General features: G+C 50.7%; 23 protein-coding genes. 14 read left to right on the forward strand and 9 right to left on the reverse strand.

The window, feature by feature from the left end:
• Nucleotide 1: 1 nt before the first annotated feature.
• Together EJE49_RS08935 and ispB are read right to left on the reverse strand one after the other, a co-directional pair.
• A complete protein-coding gene (locus tag EJE49_RS08935; RefSeq protein ID WP_124950105.1) occupies nt 2-217 on the reverse strand; it encodes a PP0621 family protein in 216 nt (71 codons plus the stop codon).
• 112 nt (nt 218-329) lie between these two features.
• Complete coding sequence (gene ispB, locus EJE49_RS08940; RefSeq protein WP_223246888.1) at nt 330-1,292, reverse strand: octaprenyl diphosphate synthase; 963 nt, start codon at nt 1,290-1,292, stop codon at nt 330-332.
• Nucleotides 1,293-1,492: 200 nt separating this feature from the next.
• Between ispB and rplU the strand changes: the two genes are divergently transcribed.
• The 4 genes from rplU to proB all read left to right on the forward strand — a co-directional run bounded on the left by rplU (nt 1,493) and on the right by proB (nt 4,387).
• On the forward strand, nt 1,493-1,804 hold the full coding sequence (gene rplU, locus EJE49_RS08945; RefSeq protein ID WP_124950106.1) for a 50S ribosomal protein L21: 312 nt from the start codon (nt 1,493-1,495) through the stop codon (nt 1,802-1,804).
• Nucleotides 1,805-1,815: 11 nt separating this feature from the next.
• Nucleotides 1,816-2,076 carry a 50S ribosomal protein L27 gene (gene rpmA / locus EJE49_RS08950; protein ID WP_124950107.1) on the forward strand — a complete coding sequence of 87 codons (261 nt, stop codon included), beginning with the start codon at nt 1,816-1,818 and terminating at the stop codon, nt 2,074-2,076.
• Between the two features lie 74 nt (nt 2,077-2,150).
• Nucleotides 2,151-3,257: an Obg family GTPase CgtA gene (gene cgtA, locus EJE49_RS08955; protein WP_124950108.1), complete on the forward strand. Its 1,107-nt coding sequence runs from the start codon at nt 2,151-2,153 to the stop codon at nt 3,255-3,257.
• A gap of 5 nt (nt 3,258-3,262) precedes the next feature.
• A complete protein-coding gene (gene proB, locus EJE49_RS08960) occupies nt 3,263-4,387 on the forward strand; it encodes a glutamate 5-kinase (protein WP_124950109.1) in 1,125 nt (374 codons plus the stop codon).
• Between the two features lie 17 nt (nt 4,388-4,404).
• Here the strand turns inward: proB and EJE49_RS08965 are convergent, their stop codons facing one another.
• Nucleotides 4,405-5,019 carry a lytic transglycosylase domain-containing protein gene (locus EJE49_RS08965; RefSeq protein WP_124950110.1) on the reverse strand — a complete coding sequence of 205 codons (615 nt, stop codon included), beginning with the start codon at nt 5,017-5,019 and terminating at the stop codon, nt 4,405-4,407.
• Nucleotides 5,020-5,051: 32 nt separating this feature from the next.
• Entirely contained in the window at nt 5,052-6,752 is a 1,701-nt protein-coding gene (locus EJE49_RS08970; RefSeq protein ID WP_124950111.1) for a proline--tRNA ligase, read from the reverse strand.
• 89 nt (nt 6,753-6,841) lie between these two features.
• Between EJE49_RS08970 and EJE49_RS08975 the strand changes: the two genes are divergently transcribed.
• The 7 genes from EJE49_RS08975 (at nt 6,842) to EJE49_RS09005 (ending at nt 13,101) form a co-directional block, all read left to right on the forward strand.
• Complete coding sequence (locus EJE49_RS08975) at nt 6,842-7,618, forward strand: polyamine aminopropyltransferase (RefSeq protein WP_124950112.1); 777 nt, start codon at nt 6,842-6,844, stop codon at nt 7,616-7,618.
• Nucleotides 7,619-7,696: 78 nt separating this feature from the next.
• Complete coding sequence (locus tag EJE49_RS08980; RefSeq protein WP_124950113.1) at nt 7,697-8,092, forward strand: SCP-2 sterol transfer family protein; 396 nt, start codon at nt 7,697-7,699, stop codon at nt 8,090-8,092.
• Between the two features lie 603 nt (nt 8,093-8,695).
• On the forward strand, nt 8,696-9,484 hold the full coding sequence (phnC, locus tag EJE49_RS08985; protein WP_124950114.1) for a phosphonate ABC transporter ATP-binding protein: 789 nt from the start codon (nt 8,696-8,698) through the stop codon (nt 9,482-9,484).
• 25 nt (nt 9,485-9,509) lie between these two features.
• Nucleotides 9,510-10,370, forward strand: coding sequence for a phosphate/phosphite/phosphonate ABC transporter substrate-binding protein (gene phnD, locus EJE49_RS08990; protein ID WP_124950115.1), 861 nt, complete (start codon nt 9,510-9,512; stop codon nt 10,368-10,370).
• Nucleotides 10,371-10,388: 18 nt separating this feature from the next.
• Nucleotides 10,389-11,186, forward strand: a complete 798-nt coding sequence (gene phnE / locus EJE49_RS08995; protein ID WP_124950116.1) for a phosphonate ABC transporter, permease protein PhnE — start codon at nt 10,389-10,391, stop codon at nt 11,184-11,186.
• Between the two features lie 32 nt (nt 11,187-11,218).
• A complete protein-coding gene (locus tag EJE49_RS09000) occupies nt 11,219-12,223 on the forward strand; it encodes a phosphonate dehydrogenase (protein ID WP_124950117.1) in 1,005 nt (334 codons plus the stop codon).
• Between the two features lie 5 nt (nt 12,224-12,228).
• Nucleotides 12,229-13,101, forward strand: coding sequence for a LysR family transcriptional regulator (locus EJE49_RS09005; RefSeq protein ID WP_124950118.1), 873 nt, complete (start codon nt 12,229-12,231; stop codon nt 13,099-13,101).
• Nucleotides 13,102-13,375: 274 nt separating this feature from the next.
• On the opposite strand, the gene EJE49_RS09010 is transcribed toward EJE49_RS09005, so the two are convergent.
• A complete protein-coding gene (locus EJE49_RS09010) occupies nt 13,376-14,266 on the reverse strand; it encodes a phosphoribulokinase (RefSeq protein WP_124950119.1) in 891 nt (296 codons plus the stop codon).
• A 133-nt stretch (nt 14,267-14,399) separates the two neighbouring features.
• Between EJE49_RS09010 and leuS the strand changes: the two genes are divergently transcribed.
• From leuS to holA, 3 genes are read left to right on the forward strand one after another with little or no spacing between them, the layout of a single operon-like run.
• Nucleotides 14,400-17,006 (forward strand): leucine--tRNA ligase, encoded by a 2,607-nt coding sequence (gene leuS / locus EJE49_RS09015; RefSeq protein WP_124950120.1) that lies wholly within the window; start codon nt 14,400-14,402, stop codon nt 17,004-17,006.
• Nucleotides 17,007-17,049: 43 nt separating this feature from the next.
• Nucleotides 17,050-17,535 (forward strand): LPS-assembly lipoprotein LptE, encoded by a 486-nt coding sequence (locus EJE49_RS09020; protein WP_189941799.1) that lies wholly within the window; start codon nt 17,050-17,052, stop codon nt 17,533-17,535.
• A gap of 6 nt (nt 17,536-17,541) precedes the next feature.
• The gene (holA, locus tag EJE49_RS09025) at nt 17,542-18,552 is read left to right on the forward strand and encodes a DNA polymerase III subunit delta (protein ID WP_124950122.1); all 1,011 of its coding nucleotides are present in this window, start codon (nt 17,542-17,544) and stop codon (nt 18,550-18,552) included.
• 86 nt (nt 18,553-18,638) lie between these two features.
• Here holA and rplS read toward each other — a convergent pair whose 3' ends face one another.
• The 4 genes from rplS to rpsP all read right to left on the reverse strand — a co-directional run bounded on the left by rplS (nt 18,639) and on the right by rpsP (nt 20,625).
• A complete protein-coding gene (gene rplS, locus EJE49_RS09030; RefSeq protein WP_124950123.1) occupies nt 18,639-19,019 on the reverse strand; it encodes a 50S ribosomal protein L19 in 381 nt (126 codons plus the stop codon).
• A gap of 100 nt (nt 19,020-19,119) precedes the next feature.
• Nucleotides 19,120-19,881 carry a tRNA (guanosine(37)-N1)-methyltransferase TrmD gene (trmD, locus tag EJE49_RS09035; protein WP_370685822.1) on the reverse strand — a complete coding sequence of 254 codons (762 nt, stop codon included), beginning with the start codon at nt 19,879-19,881 and terminating at the stop codon, nt 19,120-19,122.
• Nucleotides 19,881-20,390 carry a ribosome maturation factor RimM gene (rimM, locus tag EJE49_RS09040; RefSeq protein ID WP_223246889.1) on the reverse strand — a complete coding sequence of 170 codons (510 nt, stop codon included), beginning with the start codon at nt 20,388-20,390 and terminating at the stop codon, nt 19,881-19,883. The genes trmD and rimM overlap by 1 nt, the downstream gene beginning before the upstream one ends.
• Nucleotides 20,371-20,625, reverse strand: a complete 255-nt coding sequence (gene rpsP, locus EJE49_RS09045) for a 30S ribosomal protein S16 (protein ID WP_124950124.1) — start codon at nt 20,623-20,625, stop codon at nt 20,371-20,373. The genes rimM and rpsP overlap by 20 nt, the downstream gene beginning before the upstream one ends.
• Between the last annotated feature and the right edge of the window lie 49 nt (nt 20,626-20,674).

Below are 20,674 nucleotides of genomic sequence, written 5' to 3' on the forward strand. Positions count from 1 at the left end.
ATCAGCCCCGATGCTCGCTTTGGTGTGCGTTGCTACAGAACCATGCCGCCTCGGAGCCAATAGCCTCACTGCGCGGCAAATGCACGCCACAGTGTGCACAACGCACCATATCTTCAGCGGATTTAGGCTTGGCGGAGGAAGGCGACGATGGCCGCTTAGAGCGCAACCACAAGTAAACGCCGCCGCCAATTAACAGAAAAAACAGGATTTTAGACATGAGAAATCAGCGCCAAAATGAACAAGTATGCGCTAATTATAGCCTGAAAGCAGGACTGGAATCGTGAGCAAAGCACGACTGGCTATAGTCCGGGACTGGCGACAAACTGCACCTAGTAACTTCTTGATACCGCAAATTCCGCCAGGGCAATCAGACTTAGTTTGTATTGAGATTCAGGTAGAACAGCAATCGCAGCAATTGCCAAATCAACTTCACGCTGCGCCTGCGAACGTGTGTAATCAAGCGCACCACTAACCTGAATGGCCGCCAGGATAGGCTCGAACACTTCCAGACCGCCATTTTCAATCGCGTGACGCACCATCTTTGCCTGCTCCGCCGTACCATGCTTGAGCAAATACAACAAAGGCAGGGTGGGCTTGCCTTCAGCCAGATCATCGCCGACATTCTTGCCAATCTCGGTATGATCACCCGAATAATCGAGCACGTCATCGATCAATTGAAAGGCTGTGCCCAAGTGCATGCCGTAATGCGCCATAGCCTCCTCGGTAGCCGCATCCGCCCCACCCAGTATCGCACCTAAACGTACTGCAGCCTCAAACAGCTTGGCAGTCTTATAACGTATTACCTGCAAATAATCGTCTTCGCTGATATCGGCATCATTACAGTTCATCAACTGCAACACCTCACCCTCAGCAATAATATTGGTCGCATCGGACAACACGTCCATGACGCGCATTTGTCCCACCCCGACCATCATCTGGAATGCACGGGAATACAAAAAATCCCCCACCAGAACACTAGCGGCATTGCCAAACAACGCATTGGCGGTTTCACGCCCACGCCGCAGACTGGATTCATCAACCACATCGTCATGCAATAAAGTAGCGGTATGAATAAACTCCACAACGGCAGCCAGTTCATAGTGATGTATGCCCTGGTAATCCAGTGCACCCGCAGATAACAACACCAGAGCCGGACGTAAGCGCTTGCCACCACTGGCGATGATATACTCCGAAACTTGGCTCACCAAAGCCACTTCCGAATGAAGCCGCGCACGGATTACTTCATCAACCCGCTGCATATCTGCCGCCAAAAACGCTTGAATTGCCTGCATTATCACTAACCGCTTGTCAAAATTGCTCAATAGTAGGTAGGCAGGATACTTTAGTCAAGGGCATACAAGAAAGCACTGATTTAATCAAACATGGATTGCATTTGATTAAATCAGTGCTTTCCTAAACTAAGGTTTGACGTTTGCTATTGATTTCTTTATAATTCCGCGCTTCCCTCTAGTTTAGAAGTTTGGAGCTCACCATGTATGCGGTCATAAAAACCGGCGGCAAGCAGTATCGCGTTATCGCTGGCGAAAAAATTAAAGTAGAACAGATCACCGCGGACGTTGGCAGCGAAATTGTGTTGGACCAAGTGTTTATGGTTGCCGATGGCGACGATATCAAGGTCGGCGCACCGCTTGTTAACGGCGCAAAGGTCACAGCCACCGTCCTGTCTCACGGTCGTCACGACAAAGTTAAGATCTTTAAAATGCGTCGTCGCAAGCACTACCAAAAGCATCAAGGGCATCGTCAAAATTACACTGAAATCCAGATCAGCGGCATTTCAGCTTAAGGAGATAAACCATGGCACACAAAAAAGCAGGCGGTAGTTCACGTAACGGCCGCGACTCGCATTCGAAACGACTTGGTGTTAAACGCTACGGCGGCCAGGAAGTTTTGGCAGGTAACATTATTGTTCGTCAACGCGGCACCCAATTCCACGCTGGCGATAACGTCGGCATGGGCAAAGATCACACCTTGTTCGCAACCGTACACGGTACCGTTCAATTCGTGATCAAAGGCGCACAAAAACGCAAAATGATTAACATCATCCCTGCGGCTTAAGCACCTTAGCAACACACTCAAGCCCTATCCTGTGGATAGGGCTTTTACTTTTTAGCACCCCACCTGTATACACCATGAAATTCATTGACGAAGCAAAAATCGCAGTATTCGCTGGTAAAGGCGGCAACGGCTCTGCTTCGTTCCGTCGTGAAAAATTCGTACCACGCGGCGGTCCCGATGGTGGTGATGGTGGGCGTGGCGGTAGCGTCATTGTTGTCGCCGACCGCAATATCAACACCCTGATCGATTTTCGCTATACCCGCGCCTACCGGGCGCGCCCTGGCGAAGGCGGTCGTGGTGCAGACTGCAACGGCAAAGGTGCGGACGATATCGTCCTGCGCATGCCGGTGGGCACAGTCATTACCGATTTGCTCTCCGATGAAATTCTTGCGGATCTGGCCGTTGACGGCCAACGCGTGGTCATCGCCAAAGGCGGTAAGGGCGGCCTCGGCAACCTGCATTTCAAATCCAGCACCAACCGCGCCCCACGCCAGACCACCCAAGGTGAAGAAGGCGAAGAACGCGAACTGAAGCTGGAACTCAAAGTCCTGGCTGACGTCGGCTTGCTCGGCATGCCCAATGCCGGCAAATCGACCTTTATTCGCGCAGTTTCTGCCGCGCGTCCCAAAGTGGCCGATTACCCGTTTACCACGCTGGCACCTAATCTTGGCGTAGTCCGCGTCGATATCGACAAGAGCTTCGTCATTGCCGACATACCCGGCATTATTGAAGGCGCAGCGGACGGCGCTGGTTTGGGCCACCGCTTCCTGCGCCATCTGGCACGTACGCGGTTGCTGCTGCACATTGTCGACATCGCCCCGTTTGACGAAAACAGCGACCCGGTACATGAAGCGCATGCTATCGTTGAAGAATTGCGCAAATACGACGAAACGCTGTATGACAAACCGCGCTGGCTGGTACTCAACAAAATCGACCGCCTGGATGAAGCCACTCGCGCCGACACCATTGCCAAATTTATCAGCGACTATGGCTGGACGGGTCCGGTATATACCATTTCAGCGCTCACCGGCACAGGCTGTAAAGAACTGACTTTTGCCATCATGGCGCACGTTGATGCCACACGCGCACTGGAACATCAAGCCGAGGATGCTGCTGGCACTACAACCGCCGTAGACACCACACCTGCCTCCATACCAGAATACCGACCAGAAACAGAATAATCCCCATGAAACCGGCCCTGCTCTCAGCGCAACGCATCGTCATCAAAGTAGGCAGCGCGATTGTCACCAATGACGGTCGTGGCCTTGATCATACTGCACTGGCAAACTGGTCATCCCAGATAGCCCAGCTGATGGCACTGGGCAAGGAAGTCATTCTGGTCTCCAGCGGTGCTGTAGCCGAAGGCATGCAACGACTGGGCTGGACGCAACGCCCAAGCAGTATCCATGAGCTGCAAGCCGCCGCCGCAGTTGGCCAGATGGGTCTGGTACAGGCCTATGAAACCAGCTTCCGCCAGCATCAAATCCATACCGCACAAGTCCTGCTCACCCACGAAGATCTGGCTGACCGCACCCGTTACCTGAATGCGTTATCAACACTGCGCACATTATTGAAGCTGAAAGTCGTACCCATCATCAACGAGAACGACACCGTGGTGACTGACGAGATCCGTTTTGGTGATAACGACACGCTGGGTGCGCTGGTCGCCAACCTGATTGAAGCAGATGCGCTGGTCATACTCACTGATCAGGCCGGTTTATATACTGCTGACCCACGCCAGCATCCAGAAGCAACACTGGTAAGCCAGGCGCAAGCGGGCGATCTCACACTGGAAAAAATGGCAGGTGGAGCGGGTAGCGGCATCAGTCGTGGCGGCATGCTCACCAAGATACTCGCTGCCAAGCGCGCTGCACGCAGCGGTGCACACACCATTATCGCCTCAGGACGCGAAGCCAATGTGCTGGTGCGACTGGCCCAAGGCGAAGCCATAGGCACGCAGCTCATCGCCGCCAACACACCATTATCCGCACGCAAAACCTGGCTGGCAGACCATCTGCAAGTGCGCGGCAAGCTGATCGTTGATGCGGGTGCCGCTAAAGCGCTCAGCATTGACGGCAAAAGCCTGTTACCAATAGGGGTGATTGCAGTTGAGGGGGATTTTGCCCGGGGTGAGGTTGTCGCCTGCGTCACCGCTGATGGCGCACTCATTGCCCGCGGCCTGGTGAATTATGCCGCCAATGAAGCACGGCGTATCACAGGTTTGCCTACTGGTCAGATTGAAGCTGCATTGGGTTATATTGATGAAGCGGAATTAATCCATCGGGATAATCTGGTGGCTTTATCTTCCTGATTCAGCCGGTATAACGCTCAGTTCCCTGCAATTTTCACACTGCCCGTTTGTTGTACTGTCTGCACACCCGGAGTATATGACCAGTGGCGTTTCCACGCCCCCACTACCATGGTAGGGTATTCCGGCTTGCCCAGGCTGCCGTTATAACGGCCTAATGCACGATACAGATCGCCCTTTTCTATATCCAGATACAAGCGCAGAATATTGCAGCCATAACGCAGATTAGTACGCAGGTGGAATAAATCCTGATCCGGTGTACCAATAGTCTTGGTCCAGAACGGCATTACCTGCATATAGCCGCGCGCAGCCACACTGGAAACCGCATACTTCTTGAAACCCGACTCGACCTCAATCAGACCCAACACCAATTCCGGATCAAGACCAGCACGTGTCGCCTCATAATGCACTGTATTGAGAAAATCAATACGCTGCTCCGGGTCGGGCATGCGTTTGGCAAGACGTCTGGACATCTCTGACAACCATGCCTGACCTTCTGCATTGTTCATGTAGCTGACATTCGTCACCGGCGCATCTGAAACCGCTTTGCTCAACGCCGCGCGCACACTCGCCGCCATCGGCTCATAGAGCTGATGGCCTGCATGCGCGCTGGTGGCCACAGCGCATAACGCCATTAGCAGCCACCCTGATCTGAGAAAGTGTAGAGTCATTTACCTAATATCTTGCTTAAAAAAACGTTAATTTCAGCAACAGGCACATTCGTCGCTGCAGCGTCAGTGCGACCCTGATATTCGACTATAGCATCTTTTAAACCGCGTTCGCCAATCACCACCCGATGCGGTATACCGATCAACTCCATATCGGCGAACATCACCCCAGGGCGTTCATTCCGGTCATCCAGCAACACATCCACCCCTGCGGCTAACAGTTCATTGTATAGGTTATCGGCAGCTTCGCGCACAACTTCACTCTTCTGGTAGCCAACAGGCACAATAGCCACCGCAAAAGGCGCCAGCGCCGCAGGCAAGGTCATGCCGCGCGCATCAAAATTCTGTTCAATCGCAGCCGCGACAATGCGTGACACACCGATACCATAACAACCCATCTCTGCGACCTGAGATTTGCCATTTTCGTCCAGATACTGACACGCCATCGCTTCCGAGTACTTGGTACGCAACTGGAAGATATGGCCAACTTCGATACCACGGCAGATCGCCAGCACACCCTTGCCATCCGGGCTCGGATCACCCGCTACCGCATTACGGATATCCGCCACTTCAGGCTCTGGCAAATCACGACCGAAATTCACTCCGGTCAAATGATAACCATCGGCATTCGCACCGCAGACAAAATCATTCATCAAGGCCACACTGCGGTCTGCAATCACCCGTATTTTCAGCCCCACCGGACCAATCGACCCTGGCGCGCAACCCGCCACCTCACGCACGATGATGTCACTGGCAAAACGCACTTCCTGACCTATCAATTTAGCCGCTTTGACCTCATTCAGCTGATGATCACCGCGCACCAGCAATGCAACCGCACCATGCTCACCTTCCACAATCAAGGTTTTGACCATGCGATCGGGAGAAATATTCAACATAGCCACCACTTCATCGATACTGTGTTTGCCCGGTGTAGGCACCTGAGTCATCACCGCACTCGCCGCCGCTCGTGGCGTATCCGCCATCACCGCTTCAGCCAGCTCCACGTTGGCGGCATATTCGGAATCAGGGCAATACGCAATCGCGTCTTCACCGGAATCCGCCAGCACATGGAACTCATGCGATCCTGAACCGCCAATCGCACCGGTGTCTGCTGCCACGGCACGGAACTGCAAGCCCAGTCGAGTAAACACACGACTGTAAGCCGCATACATGGTCTGATACGTCTGCTCCAGACTGGCGAAATCAGCGTGGAAGGAATATGCATCCTTCATCATGAATTCACGGGCACGCATTACGCCGAAACGCGGACGGATCTCGTCGCGGAATTTGGTCTGTATCTGATAGAAATTCAGCGGCAGCTGGCGGTAACTCTTGATTTCGCGGCGTGCGATATCGGTGATTACTTCTTCATGGGTAGGCCCAAAGCAGAAACTACGCTCATGACGATCAGTGATTTTCAACATTTGCGGGCCGAATACATCCCAGCGCCCGGTTTCCTGCCACAACTCGGCTGGCTGCACGGCAGGCATCAGCAATTCCATTGCTCCGGCACGATTCATCTCATCACGCACGATCGCTTCCACCTTGCGCAATACCCGCAAGCCTAAAGGCATCCAGGTATATAAGCCAGAGCCAAGACGCTTAATAAAACCAGCCCGCAACATGAGACGATGACTGATTAATTCGGCCTCTGCAGGCGCCTCTTTAAGGGTAGAAAGAAAAAATTGTGATACGCGCATGGTATAAACTATCCAGTTATTCGTAAAATAGCTAATTTTAACCCAGAAACCGCGATTAAACTTGGCGGATTCAACATGAAAGCACCCTGATGCGATTTTTCAACCGCCGCATACATAAAGCCGTTTCTGATCTGGACACCGTAGAAGTCAGTGAACAAAAAGGCGTCCGCTACCTGCACCTTGGCAACGATACCGTCCAGTCAGCCATGCGCATTTCCGCACCCAATGCGCTGGAGCTTACTTATACCCAGGCCATGCTGGGATTCCTGTTGCTGACCGACACACCCGCCAATGCCCTGCTGATCGGGCTGGGTGGCGGCTCGCTGACCAAATTTCTGTATCACCAGTATCCAGACATGCAACTCACCGCTGTCGAGATCAATCCTAAGGTTATCCAGACCGCACGCCAGTTTTTTTCCGTCCCGGAAAATGACGAACGCTTATCCGTAGTGCAAGCCGATGCCGCCGAATTCATGGTCGATCAGGCAGGCTGGGATTGCATTTTGCTCGATGGTTTTGATGCCGCATTTCAGGTTGAGGCGCTCGCCAGCGAGAGTTTCTATAGCCGCTGCGCGCAGGCACTTTCCCCCACTGGGATCCTGTCTGTCAATTTATGGGGCAGCGATCCTAAATTCGATATCTACCTGCAACGCCTCACCGAAACGTTTGAGCAGCGCATCATGTGCTTACCGGCCGAAAAACGCGGCAACGTCATTGTCTTCGCTTTTGCCGCGCAACCAAGCATTCCATCCAGGGCCATCCTGCAACAGCGTGCCAAACAGCTCAAAGCCCAGTTAGGTTTGCCTTTTGTGGACTTTCTTGAACGCCTGCGGACCACTTCCGGCAATACTGACTTCTTCGACTAGACACTTATGCAGCAAAACTCCAACAATACTGCGCCAAATTCTGCTATATTCGCGCGATAATAAATTACAGGAGGTAACATGGAAGATTTATTCTCTGAAGCTTGGGCTAAGCGTTTCACAAACAAATGGAACAACAATACCGAGATAGTGGAACAATTAGCCGCAGCGAATTTCGACTCAGTCGTGGCCTTTGGGTACCTGGATCACCCAACACCCGAAGTACTGATAGAAATCACTCAGGGCCGTATTACCAATACCCGACGTTGTGAATCTGACAACAGTCAGACACCCGATTGGGACTTGCGTGCGAAACCAGAGCAATGGGAAAAGTGGCGTGGCAATGGTCCTGGCATTACCGGCCTGGGTGTAGCCGTAACCAGTCGCCAACTGCAATTTGTTGCCGGAGATTATCGCCGGATGATACGCCAGCCCTTGCTGGCAGGGCCTTTTCTCAAGTTTTTTACTTTCCTGTAATTCTGCACATTAAATACAGGAATTTGGTTAAACAAAGCTACTCATGTTCAATATTTGAAGAATGTGCATTCCGACTTGTGACCATTTTCAAAATTATTTTCTTTGAAATTTGATAAATAGCGTTTTCTTGGAACTATAGTGCCTCTCCATAGCTGTTTATCTTGGAAAAATGAAAATGGCAACAACTCAGACACAAAAAATCAACCATTGACGATCTTTACTGTGACATTTTGCACCTAAACAAAATACATTGTCCTCCGACTCGCCGCCCCGTTCTGCAAATTTGCATTACGTCAGACTGAATTCGACCCCATTTCCCCATCGACATCATATTTGTGGACAGTTTTCGCAAAGCATTCAGATTGCCGAGCAATGCTAACGCTTAATTCACCTTTCACCACTTAAAAACACAAGACAGTTAACTAGAAATTTGCTGTGATGGTCATTCCTATACGAATTATCAATTACGCACCTCAATATACACGGCATTCATCAAATATCTGTTGTTGTCATTTCCGTGTAATAAACCTCAGTTACTATAACCCATCAATTTAATTTTGTAATCGAAGAGCAACCTTGATCACAAACAGTAAGGATGAGGCCATGATTAAACTTAATAATGTTTCAGTGCAGTTCGGCAATGTTGTTGCGCTACAACCTACGTCCATCGAATTGCATCAAGGACAATTTACCGTCTTACTGGGGGCATCCGGTGCAGGTAAATCAACTTTGCTACGCTGCCTTAATTTGATGTGTAAACCCCATGCTGGCAACGTTAATGTCGCAGGTCTTGGCAATCTTGATGACCGAAAGACCTTGCAGACCCACCGTCGTCAAACTGGCATGATATTCCAGCAACACCAATTGATCGGTCGTCACACAGCGCTCCAAAACGTGCTGATGGGACGCTTAGGTTATCACTCAACGTTCCGTAGCCTGTTTCCGTTGTCTCATAAAGAGCAAACCATTGGGCTACAAAGTTTGGAACGGGTTGGTTTGCTGCATAAAGCGCAATCACGCATTGATCAACTGAGCGGTGGTCAACAGCAGCGTGTCGGCATTGCACGAGCCCTGGCGCAACAGCCACTTTTGATCTTAGCCGATGAACCTGTTGCAAGTCTCGATCCTGCAACCGCTGATAAAGTTTTGGCGTTGTTACATCAGATTTGTAAGGAAGACGGCATATCTGCCGTCATCAGTCTGCATCAGGTTGATCTTGCTAAACGCTATGCAGATCGAATTATTGGCTTAGCTCACGGCAGTATCGTGTTTGATGCGGCACCGCATGAATTGACCACGACTCATGCGGCTGAACTGTACGAACAAAAAAAATCAATTGTTACGTCACATGCTGTACCAACCAGACTCAACGTTCAACTTACTTCCGCTTAATCTTTAACCCATAGAAGGAATTGTTATGAAAAAATTATTGGCAATATTGAGCTTGATAACATTAGCACTCTTGGGCAGCATCGTCCACGCCGCACCAAACCCTGACCCTGAAACATTGAAAGTCGCGTTATTGCCGGATGAGAACGCATCCACTGTCATCAAAAATAATCGTCCACTTGAGCTTTATCTGGAAAAAGCACTGGGGAAAAAAATCGAGTTAATCGTCACTACCGATTACTCATCCATGATTGAAGCAATGCGTCATGGTCGTATCGATTTAGCTTATTTTGGCCCCCTCTCCTATGTACTGGCCAAACAGAAAAGCGAGATTGAACCATTCGCAGCACTCAAACAAAAAGGCAGCATGACATACCAGTCTGTATTGATCGTCAATACCGCAGCAGGCATTAACAGTATTGCCGACATCGCCAACAAAGATGTTGCATATGGAGATAAAGCTTCCACCTCAAGTCACTTGATTCCAAAATCAATGCTTGCCGAGAAGGGATTAATGGCCGGTGAACAATACCGCGAACACTTTGTGGGGTCGCATGATGCGGTAGCACTCGCTGTACAAAACGGCCATGCGCAGGCTGGTGGTTTGAGCAAACCAATCTTCGAAACCTTGGTTCAACGCGGCATGATTGATGGTAAAAAAGTTAAGGTTTTAGCAGAATCGAAACCATTTCCGCAATACCCATGGACCATGCGCTCCAATCTAAAACCGGAACTAAAAGAGAAAATCCGTGCTGCTTTCCTCAATATGAAAGATCCCGAAGTATTGAAGCCATTTAAAGCTGAAGGTTTCGGTGCGATTTCAGATCAGGAATATGATGTGGTGCGCAATCTAGGCAGCTTGCTGAAGCTTGATTTTTCCAAGTTCTAACTATTGGGGTACATATCCATGCAAGCTGATTTTGATTTGATATTAACACAGCAACAACGCACTTGGAACCGATCAACAATACAGATTGCGTGGGTATTAGCGATTATCATTGGCTCTTGGTACTACGTGGGCTTATTTGATACAGAGCGTTTGAGCGAGGGTGTACCGAGTTTGTTCAGTCTGATTGGAGAAATGATGCCACCAGATTTTACTCAGGTCAGCACCTGGGTAAAACCACTGATCGACACTTTGGCCATGAGTATTGCAGGGACAGCTATTGCGGTGTTGTTTTCGATTCCTTTAGGTATTTTAGCAGCCCGTAATACTAGCCCACATCCAGTTATTTATCATATGGCGCGTTCGTTGTTGAATGGCTTACGCTCGATTCCCGAACTTATCATGGGGATTATATTTGTGGCAGCAGTTGGTTTTGGAGCTCTGCCTGGTGTATTGGCATTGGGTTTACATTCCATCGGCATGGTTGCCAAATTTTTTTCCGAAGCGATTGAACACGCCGATCAAGCGCCAGTAGAAGCTGCGCGAGCAGCTGGTTGCAGCCCGTTGCAAGTAATTTTTCACGGCATTTTCCCGCAGGTGTTGCCGCAAATGGCAGATACGGCTATTTATCGTTGGGAATATAACTTTCGCGCATCAACAGTGATGGGTATGGTCGGTGCAGGCGGTATCGGATTTGAATTGATGGGTTCTTTGCGCATCATGCAATATCAAGAAGTATCGGCGATTTTAATCGTTATATTAGCCATGGTTACGCTGGTTGATGCATTCAGCTCCTTTTTAAGACGAAAATTCAAGTAATCGACATAATAACCAATAGCATTGGAAAATATATGAAACCAAAAATTGTACTTACTCATTGGGTCCACCCCGAAATCATCGACTATCTGCAAACCACCGCAACTGTTATACCAAATACTACGCGCGAGACACTTCCGCGCGAAGAATTACTGTTGCGCTCCAAGGATGCTGACGCGCTGATGGTGTTCATGCCTGACAGAATTGATGCCGATTTTCTTGATGCTTGCCCACAACTAAAAATTATTGGTGCTGCGCTCAAGGGTTATGATAATTTAGACGTCGAAGCATGTACCCAACGTGGAATATGGCTCAGCATCGTACCTGATTTACTTACTATCCCAACTGCGGAATTGACGATTGGCTTGTTGTTGGGTTTGACAAGACATATGCTGGAGGGTGATCGTCACATCCGTAGTGGCAGTTTCCATGGTTGGCGTCCAGAATTGTACGGCATCGGGCTGACAGGTCGTACAATTGGCATTATCGGTATGGGTGCAGTGGGGCAAGCGATTGCAAAACGGCTGTCGGGTTTTGATATGAAAATAGTTTACAGTGACAACATCGCATTGCCTGTTAATCAGGAACAAGCATGGAATGCTCGTCACGTAAGTCTGGAAGAGCTGTTGGCTATTAGCAACTTTGTAGTACCGATGGTACCAATGACACCACAAACGCTACACTTAATTAACGCCGATGCCATCGATAAAATGCAGCCTGGCAGCTATCTCATTAATGCCTGCCGTGGTTCGGTGGTTGATGAGCAAGCTGTCATAAATGCATTGCACACAGGGCAACTAAACGGTTATGCAGCCGATGTATTCGAGATGGAGGAATGGTCTCGATCTGGCAGACCAGGCAGTATTCCGAGTGCCTTACTTGACAATACCAAGCAGACTTTTTTCACGCCTCACATAGGCTCGGCGGTCAACGAGGTACGAATAGAGATCGAGCGGCAAGCGGCGGAAAATATCATCCAGGCACTGGCAGGAGAAAAACCCGTTGGTGCAATCAACAGCCCTGCATTTTCGAGGGTATAAGCCTCATGATTAATTTGGAACGCGTTGCAACTTTTCTTGAGGTAGCGGCATGCGGCAGCTTTCGTGGTGCGGCCAAAAATACAGGCTTATCTCAACCAGCAGTAACACAGCATGTGAAATGGCTTGAACAGTCGTTAAATGTTAATTTAATAGCACGTAACAATGCGGGAAGCACATTAACACCAGAAGGCCGAGCATTCCTGCCGTATGCCGAAAATCTAGTAAAAATAAGCAATCGTGCAAGCTCTTTATTTAAAAAAAACTCAGTTGTTATTGGAGCAAGTTCAAATACCGGAATTTATCTGTTACAGCCGTATTTGAAAGCTTATAAGGATGCATCGCCACATAATCTGAAAGTGACTATTGGGATCAATACTGTCATCGCCGATAAGCTTCAAAACTTTGAAATCGATGTCGCTATCATGGAATGGTGGGATAATAGACCAGGATTTATCGCTACAGACTGGCGCCATGAAGAAATGGTTGTGATCGTGCCCCCACACCATCCCTGGGCTAATATGAGCAGCATTCCGCGTGACTGGTTAAAGGGTCAGGATTTACTGGGAGGGGAAACTGGTAGCGGAACGGGACACTTGCTACAACACTATTTTGGCAATGATGCGAGTACGATAAGTGTATCGATGCAGCTGGGTAGTACTGAAGCAGTAAAACATGCCGTTCAAGCCGGGCTCGGCATTTCCCTAGTTATGGCAGCAGCTGTAATCAATGAGGTTCGCAGCGGGTTATTGTATGCAATACCGATTGCAGGAGATCCACTACAAAAAACTCTTCATATCATTCGTAGAGATAGTGGCATACTTGATTCGCCAGCCTTGCAATTCACTGATTTTCTGCTCAAACAGTCCTCATTGAAATAGCGATAACAAGGCAGATTTAAAGACAAGATTTGCTAGTAGCGCATCGTCCAGGTTAGCTATTCACAGAGTTTTTTGGCGACAACAGCGTACAACTGTAAACGAAATTAACGGGTAACTCTTGGATGGGTAACAAACATACGGGCTGACCTTTAGTGGTTATACCTGGCACAGGATATAGCCACTAGGCCAGCCCATTTCTTTTTAATTCAGTGTTATCGCTTAAACAACAAGTGCTATTCAACTCTATCGCGATAGTTTTGCACTGAACTCGAAATCACGCTTTCTTTTTAGCAGCAATCATCTGCTCAATCATAGGTCCCAGAATCAATTCCATTGCATAGCCCATTTTCGCACCTGGCACAACCAGCGTGTTCGAACGTGACATGAATGAATTAGGGATCATATTGATCAAGTATGGGAAATCGACACCCTTGCGATCGCTAAAGCGCACAATGACCAAGCTCTCATCCGGCGTAGGAATATCACGCGAAATAAATGGATTTGAGGTATCCACGGTCGGCACGCGCTGGAAGTTCACGTGGGTACGTGAAAATTGCGGGGTGATGTAATTTACATAATCAGGCATGCGGCGCATGATGGTATCAACAATGACATCGGCAGAATAACCACGCTCTGCTGCATCACGATGTATCTTCTGGATCCATTCCAGGTTCACTACCGGCACCACGCCAACACCCAGATCAACGTGCTTGGCAACATCAACTTTGCCGTCCACAACCAAACCATGCAAACCTTCATAGAACAGCAAATCGGTATCCGCTGGCACGTCTTCCCAAGGCGTAAACTCGCCTGCGCTCAGCTTGGTATTTAACCGCTTGTTATGAAACGCCGCTTCTTCATCGCTATGGATGTAATAACGCTTCTTACCCTTACCATCCTTGCCGTAGCTTTTGAACAACGCTTCCAGCTTGTCAAAATGGTTGGCATTAGGACCAAAATGGCTGAAATGGTTATTGCCCTCAGCAGTCGCTTTGGCCATTTCCGATTTGAATTCGGTACGCGACAAGCTATGAAAGCTATCGCCTTCGATCACGGCCGCGCTGATGTTTTCACGACGGAAAATGTGCTCAAAAGCACGTTTAACGGTCGTTGTGCCTGCGCCGGAAGAACCGGTTACAGCAATCACAGGATGTTTTTTGGACATAAGGACTCCAGTTGAAATATAAAAAAATATCAGTTATTTTCACAGTATAACTTTTAAGCCGTCCCGCTGTCCACGCGCAAGCATGTTCGCGGGGTATAATATGCCACTTTAGAATCAATACATACGCAAAAAGATGGAAGCTCTCTACCAACCCCAAATTATTGAAACCAATGCCCAACGCGACTGGGAAGCCACTGCCGCCTTCAAAGCGACAGAACAGGATGACAAGCCCAAGTATTACTGCTTATCCATGTTCCCCTATCCTTCCGGCAAATTACATATGGGGCACGTGCGCAATTACACCATCGGCGACGTGCTGGCACGCTTCCATCGCCTTAAAGGCTATAACGTCATGCAACCCATGGGCTGGGATGCATTCGGCCTGCCTGCGGAAAACGCAGCAATTAAAAACAACGTACCACCGGCAGCCTGGACCTACGCCAATATCGATCACATGCGCACACAGCTTAAAAGTCTGGGACTTGCGATCGACTGGGACAGGGAAATCACCACCTGCACCCCGGAATATTACCGCTGGGAACAATGGCTGTTCACCGCACTGTTTAAAAAAGACCTGATCTACAAAAAAACCGCCTCAGTTAACTGGGACCCGGTCGACTGCACCGTCCTCGCTAACGAACAGGTGATTGACGGCCGCGGCTGGCGCAGCGGCGCACTGGTAGAAAAGCGCGACATCCCCATGTACTACATGCGTATCACCGCCTATGCCGACGAACTGTTAAGCGGGCTGGATCAGCTACCGCACTGGCCGGAGCAGGTCAAAACCATGCAGCGCAACTGGATAGGCAAAAGTTTCGGCTGTGAAATACACTTTCCTTATGACGTGAACAGCATCGGCACTGAGGGCGTACTCAAGGTCTACACCACCCGCCCCGACACGCTGATGGGCGCCACCTATGTTGCCGTGGCTGCCGAACACCCGCTGGCCACACTGGCTGCTGCCAGCAACCCGGCACTGGCTGAATTTATCGCCGAATGCAAACGCGGCAGCGTCGCCGAAGCCGATGTCGCCACCCAGGCCAAAAAAGGCATGGACACCGGCCTCGTCGTCACCCATCCACTCACCGGTGAGAAGCTGCCGGTGTGGGTCGCCAACTACGTGCTGATGGGTTATGGCGAAGGCGCAGTGATGGCCGTGCCAGCACATGATGCTCGCGATTTTGAATTTGCCCAGCACTATGACTTACCGATGAAAACTGTCATCGCCTCAGCAAACGCGGCATACAGCGAAGTTAGCGCACCGTGGCAGGACAGTTACGGCGAACATGGCCTGTGCATCAACTCCGGCAAATATGATGGATTAGACTTCAACGCAGCGTTGCAAGCCATTGCTGACGACTTGCAAGCCAAAGGACTGGGCAGCAAGCGTACCCAGTTCCGCCTGCGCGACTGGGGTATTTCCCGCCAGCGCTACTGGGGTTGCCCTATTCCTATCATCCATTGCGCGCAGTGTGGCGATGTGCCGGTACCTGCAGAGCAGTTGCCGGTAGTATTGCCCGAGGATGTCGTGGTCACCGGCGCCGGATCGCCGCTGGCCAAGATGCCGGAATTCTATGAATGCACCTGCCCGCAATGCGGCCAGCCGGCACGACGCGAAACCGACACCATGGACACCTTCGTCGAGTCATCCTGGTATTACACCCGCTATGCCAGCCATGACTGTACCGATGCCATGCTCGACGAGCGCGCCAATCACTGGCTGCCAGTTGATCAATATATCGGCGGTATCGAACATGCGATTCTGCACCTGCTCTATGCGCGCTTCTTCCACAAACTGATACGCGATCAGGGGCTGGTCGCTTCCGACGAGCCATTTACCCGCCTGCTCACGCAGGGCATGGTGATCGCGCCAACGTTCTATCGCGATCTCGGTGAGGGCAAGAAAGACTGGTTCAATCCTGCTGAAGTCGATGTGCGCAACGATGAACGAGGCCGTCCGCTGGATGCGGTGCTCAAGGCTGACGGGCTGCCTGTTATCATCGGCGGCACCGAGAAAATGGCCAAGTCCAAAAACAATGGTGTTGACCCGCAACTGCTGATTGATAGCTACGGCGCCGACACTGCACGCCTGTTCATGATGTTTGCCGCCCCCCCGGAGCAAAGCCTGGAGTGGTCTGATGCCGGTATCGAAGGCGCACATCGCTTCCTGCGCCGCTTGTGGAAACGCTGCTATGAGCACGTCAGCGCTGGTACAGTAATGGCATATCAAAATGGCGAACTGAGCGCTGAACTCAAGACACTGCGCTTCCAGTTACACAGTGCTGTGCAGAAGATCAGCGACGACTATGCCCGCCGGCAAACCTTCAATACCGCCATAGCGGCTGTCATGGAGTTGCTCAACAGCATGGACAAGCTCACCGCTACCGACCCGGTTGCTCGCAGCGTAGTGCAGGAAATCCTGGAACAGGTCACCATCATGCTCGCACCTATCGTTCCCCATATTTGCGAAACGCTTTGGAGCGAGCTGCGTCCAGGCACCGTACTGGCCGGACAAAGCTGGCCAACAGCTGATGAAACTGCGCTGGTGCAGGATGAAATGACGCTGATGATACAAGTTAACGGCAAACTGCGTGGCGAGATCACTGTCGCCAAATCCACCGGCAAGGATGTTATCGAACAAATCGCCCTCGATCAGGAAGGCGTGCAGAAGTTCATGGCAGGCCAGCCGGCAAAGCGCATCATCATCGTTCCAGGACGTCTGGTCAATATCGTGGTCTAATGGTTTTTAACCCATCCAACAGGTAATCAAGATGAAAATCCCTATGAAATTCTGGCTTGCAGTTACGCTAATCATGAGTGTTTTTACTGCTGGATGCGGTTTTCACCTGCGCGGTCAGGTCGATATCCCCTATACCTCGCTGTATGTTGATGGCAACCCTGGCTCACCGCTGGTGACCAACCTGCAACGCATCATCCGCGCAGGCGGTCACAATGACAGGCTGGCGAAAACCAGCGACACAGCCGAGCGCACCATACAGATCATGTCTGAAGTCAGCAGCAAAATCATCCTGTCGCTGTCCGGTGCCGGTCGCGTACGTGAATACCAGCTGCAATACCGCGTCAAATATCGCCTGCTCGCCCCCAAAGGCAAAGAGATACTGATGCCAGCCGAAATCGTATTAAGCCGCGACATGAGCTATAACGACACGCTGGTGCTGGCAAAAGGGGATGAAGAACAATTACTCTACCGCGATATGCAGACCGATGCTGCGCAACAGATACTGCGCCGTATTGCCCTGCTGCATTAATAAAGCATGCGTATCAAGCCGGAACAGCTCGCGTCACAGCTAGCCAAAGAGTTAAAGCCGCTCTACTGTGTATATGGCGACGAACCGCTGCTGGTGCTGGAAGCAGCCGATCAAATTCGACGAGCGGTTCGCACGCAAGGCTACACCGAGCGTGAAATTTACCAGGTAGAGGGCCGCTTCAACTGGCAAACCCTGCTCAATGCCGGCGATAATTTATCCTTATTCAGCGACCGCCGCCTGGTGGACATTCGCATCCCTTCCGGCAAGCCGGGCATAGACGGTGGCAAGGCGCTGCAAAGTTACTGCGCTGCGCTCCCAGCCGACACGATTACCCTGATTACCCTGCCCAAGCTCGACCGGCAGGCAACGTCAGGAAAATGGTTCACCGCACTGGATAATGCCGGCACCACCATTGCAGTTTATTCGGTAACTAACGAGCAATTACCGCGCTGGATCGGCGAACGTCTGGCACAACAGCAGCAGCAAGCCGATACTGACACCCTGCGTTTTCTTGCTCAGAAAGTAGAAGGCAACCTGCTGGCCGCCCAGCAGGAGATACGCAAACTGGGACTGCTGTTCCCCGCCGGACGCCTGGATTTTGCCAGCGTCCGTGAAGCCGTACTGGATGTGGCGCGTTATGACGTCTTCAAGCTCGCCGATGCCTTGTTGCTCAGCGACGTGCCACGGTTGATACGCATGCTGGATGGATTGCGCAACGAGGGTGAAGCACCCACGCTAATATTGTGGACAATCACGCGCGAATTACGCATTCTGACCCGCCTGAAAACAGCACAGAACAGTGGCATAGCGCCTGCCCGACTGATGCGCGAAGTCGGTGTCTGGGAAAGCCGTCAGAGCATGGTCGAAAAAGCACTGCAACGCGTCAAACTCGACACCCTGACCCACAGCCTCAGACAGGCTGCCGCTATCGATCGCATGATCAAAGGCCTTGCAAATGAAGACCCGTGGGTTGCACTCAAACAATTGGCACTCAGTATCGCCCTGCCACAGCGTTAACCCCCACGGCTACCAACCAGCCAGTAATGCACAGACAATAAAAAAGGCAGATCCGCAGATCTGCCTTTTTCAGTAACAGCGAGCAATTAAGCAGCGACTGTCTTAACTTTACGCGCTGGCAACTTTTCCTTGATACGTGCGGATTTACCTGAACGATCACGCAAGTAGTACAACTTGGCGCGACGTACATCACCACGACGCTTCACTTCAATGCTGTCAACCAAAGGTGAGTAAGTCTGGAATGTACGTTCCACACCTTCACCAGCTGAAATCTTACGCACGATAAATGCAGAATTCAAACCACGGTTACGCTTGGCAATCACTACGCCTTCGTAAGCCTGTAAACGCTCACGCGTACCTTCTTTAACCTTCACGCTAACGATTACGGTATCGCCAGGTGCAAAAGCAGGAATGGTTTTACCCAAACGTGCAATTTCTTCTTCTTCCAACTGTTGAATCAAATTCATCGCGTTCTCCTGAACTAAAAATGAGGTCTTGGACCTTACCGCACGGAGCAAGCCGCCGCTTGACGTACGGGGTTTGTTGTTAACCGACTAATTCATTGAATCAGTCTGGTTTATTTTCCTGCTCGCTTAAAGCCAGCAAGTCAATTTCTGCCGCGCTCATACCGCGCTTGGCTAATAAATCCGGGCGATTGCGTTGCGTCGCCAATAACGATTGCTGCAACCGCCAGCGCTGGATTTTGGCATGATTACCGCCCATCAGCACTGCCGGTACTGGTACGCCCTGATACAACTCGGGACGGGTATAGTGCGGATAATCAAGCAAGCCATTTACAAATGAATCCTGCACTGCTGAATCCGCATCACCCAGCACACCAGGCAATTGCCGCACAACGGCATCAATCACCACCATCGCTGCCAGCTCCCCACCGGATAAAACATAATCCCCGATAGAGATGTATTCATCTATGCGCCTGTCCAGCAAACGCTGGTCGACGCCCTCATAACGCCCGGCCAGGAATACCAGACCGGGACGCGCTGCCAATTCCATTACCAAAGCATGATCCAGCGTACGCCCCTGCGGGGAGAGGTACACCACATGCGGCTTGGCAACACCAGATTCACGTTGCCGCGCTTCTGCTGCATCCAGCGCTGCATCGAGCGGCTCAGCCAGCATGACCATGCCCGGGCCGCCACCATAAGGACGATCATCGACAGTACGGTGGTTATCCATCGTGTAATCACGTGGATTCCACAAATGCAATGTGGCACATTGACGCGTGAATGCCCGACCACTGATACCGCACTCACTGATTGCTGCAAACATTTGCGGGAACAACGTCACCACATCAATTTGCAATGGCATCAGTAATCCAGTTCCCAGTCTACCTGCACAGTGCGCGCCGCCAAATCAACATGACGCACAATCTGCCCAACGAAAGGAATTAAGTGCTTGCGGTCACCGCGCACCTCAAGCACATCATGCGCACCGGCTTCCAGTATCTGCTCGATCACACCAAATGCGTCGCCACGCAAATTCACTACATTCAGGCCGATTAAATCCGACCAGTAGTATTCACCTTCCGGTGCTGCCGGCAATGATTCACGTTTAACCGCTATTTCACACCCTTTCAGCGCCAGTGCCTGATCGCGATCATGGATCCCGACCAATGCAGCAACCAATACCTTGGTATGCACTTTGGCTTCTTCGACAGTGTAAACTTGCCAATCATTACCGCGCTTGATATACCACTCTGCATAATCAGCAAGCGTATCTAACGACTCACTGAAAGTCTGGATCTTCATCCAGCCTTTAACGCCGTAAGGGACAGCAACCCGCCCCATCACCACTAAATTATCCAGCGACTTTTGCACTTTCAGTTTTGACCAGTTTTGCTACAGCATCGCTTAATTGCGCGCCTTGGGAAACCCAATGATTGACGCGATCCAGACTCAGACGCAAGCCTTCGATGCCTTCTTTAGCCAGTGGATTGTAAAAACCAACGCGCTCAATGAAGCGACCATCGCGACGGTTGCGTGAATCCGCAACTACGACGTTGTAGAATGGGCGGTTTTTTGCGCCGCCACGAGCAAGACGAATTATAACCATCGTGAGTGCCTAACCAATTGAATTAAAAAGAGCGCGATTATAGGACGAA

It is taken from the genome of Sulfuriferula thiophila, assembly GCF_003864975.1.
GTDB classification, from domain to species: Bacteria; Pseudomonadota; Gammaproteobacteria; order Burkholderiales; family Sulfuriferulaceae; genus Sulfuriferula; species Sulfuriferula thiophila.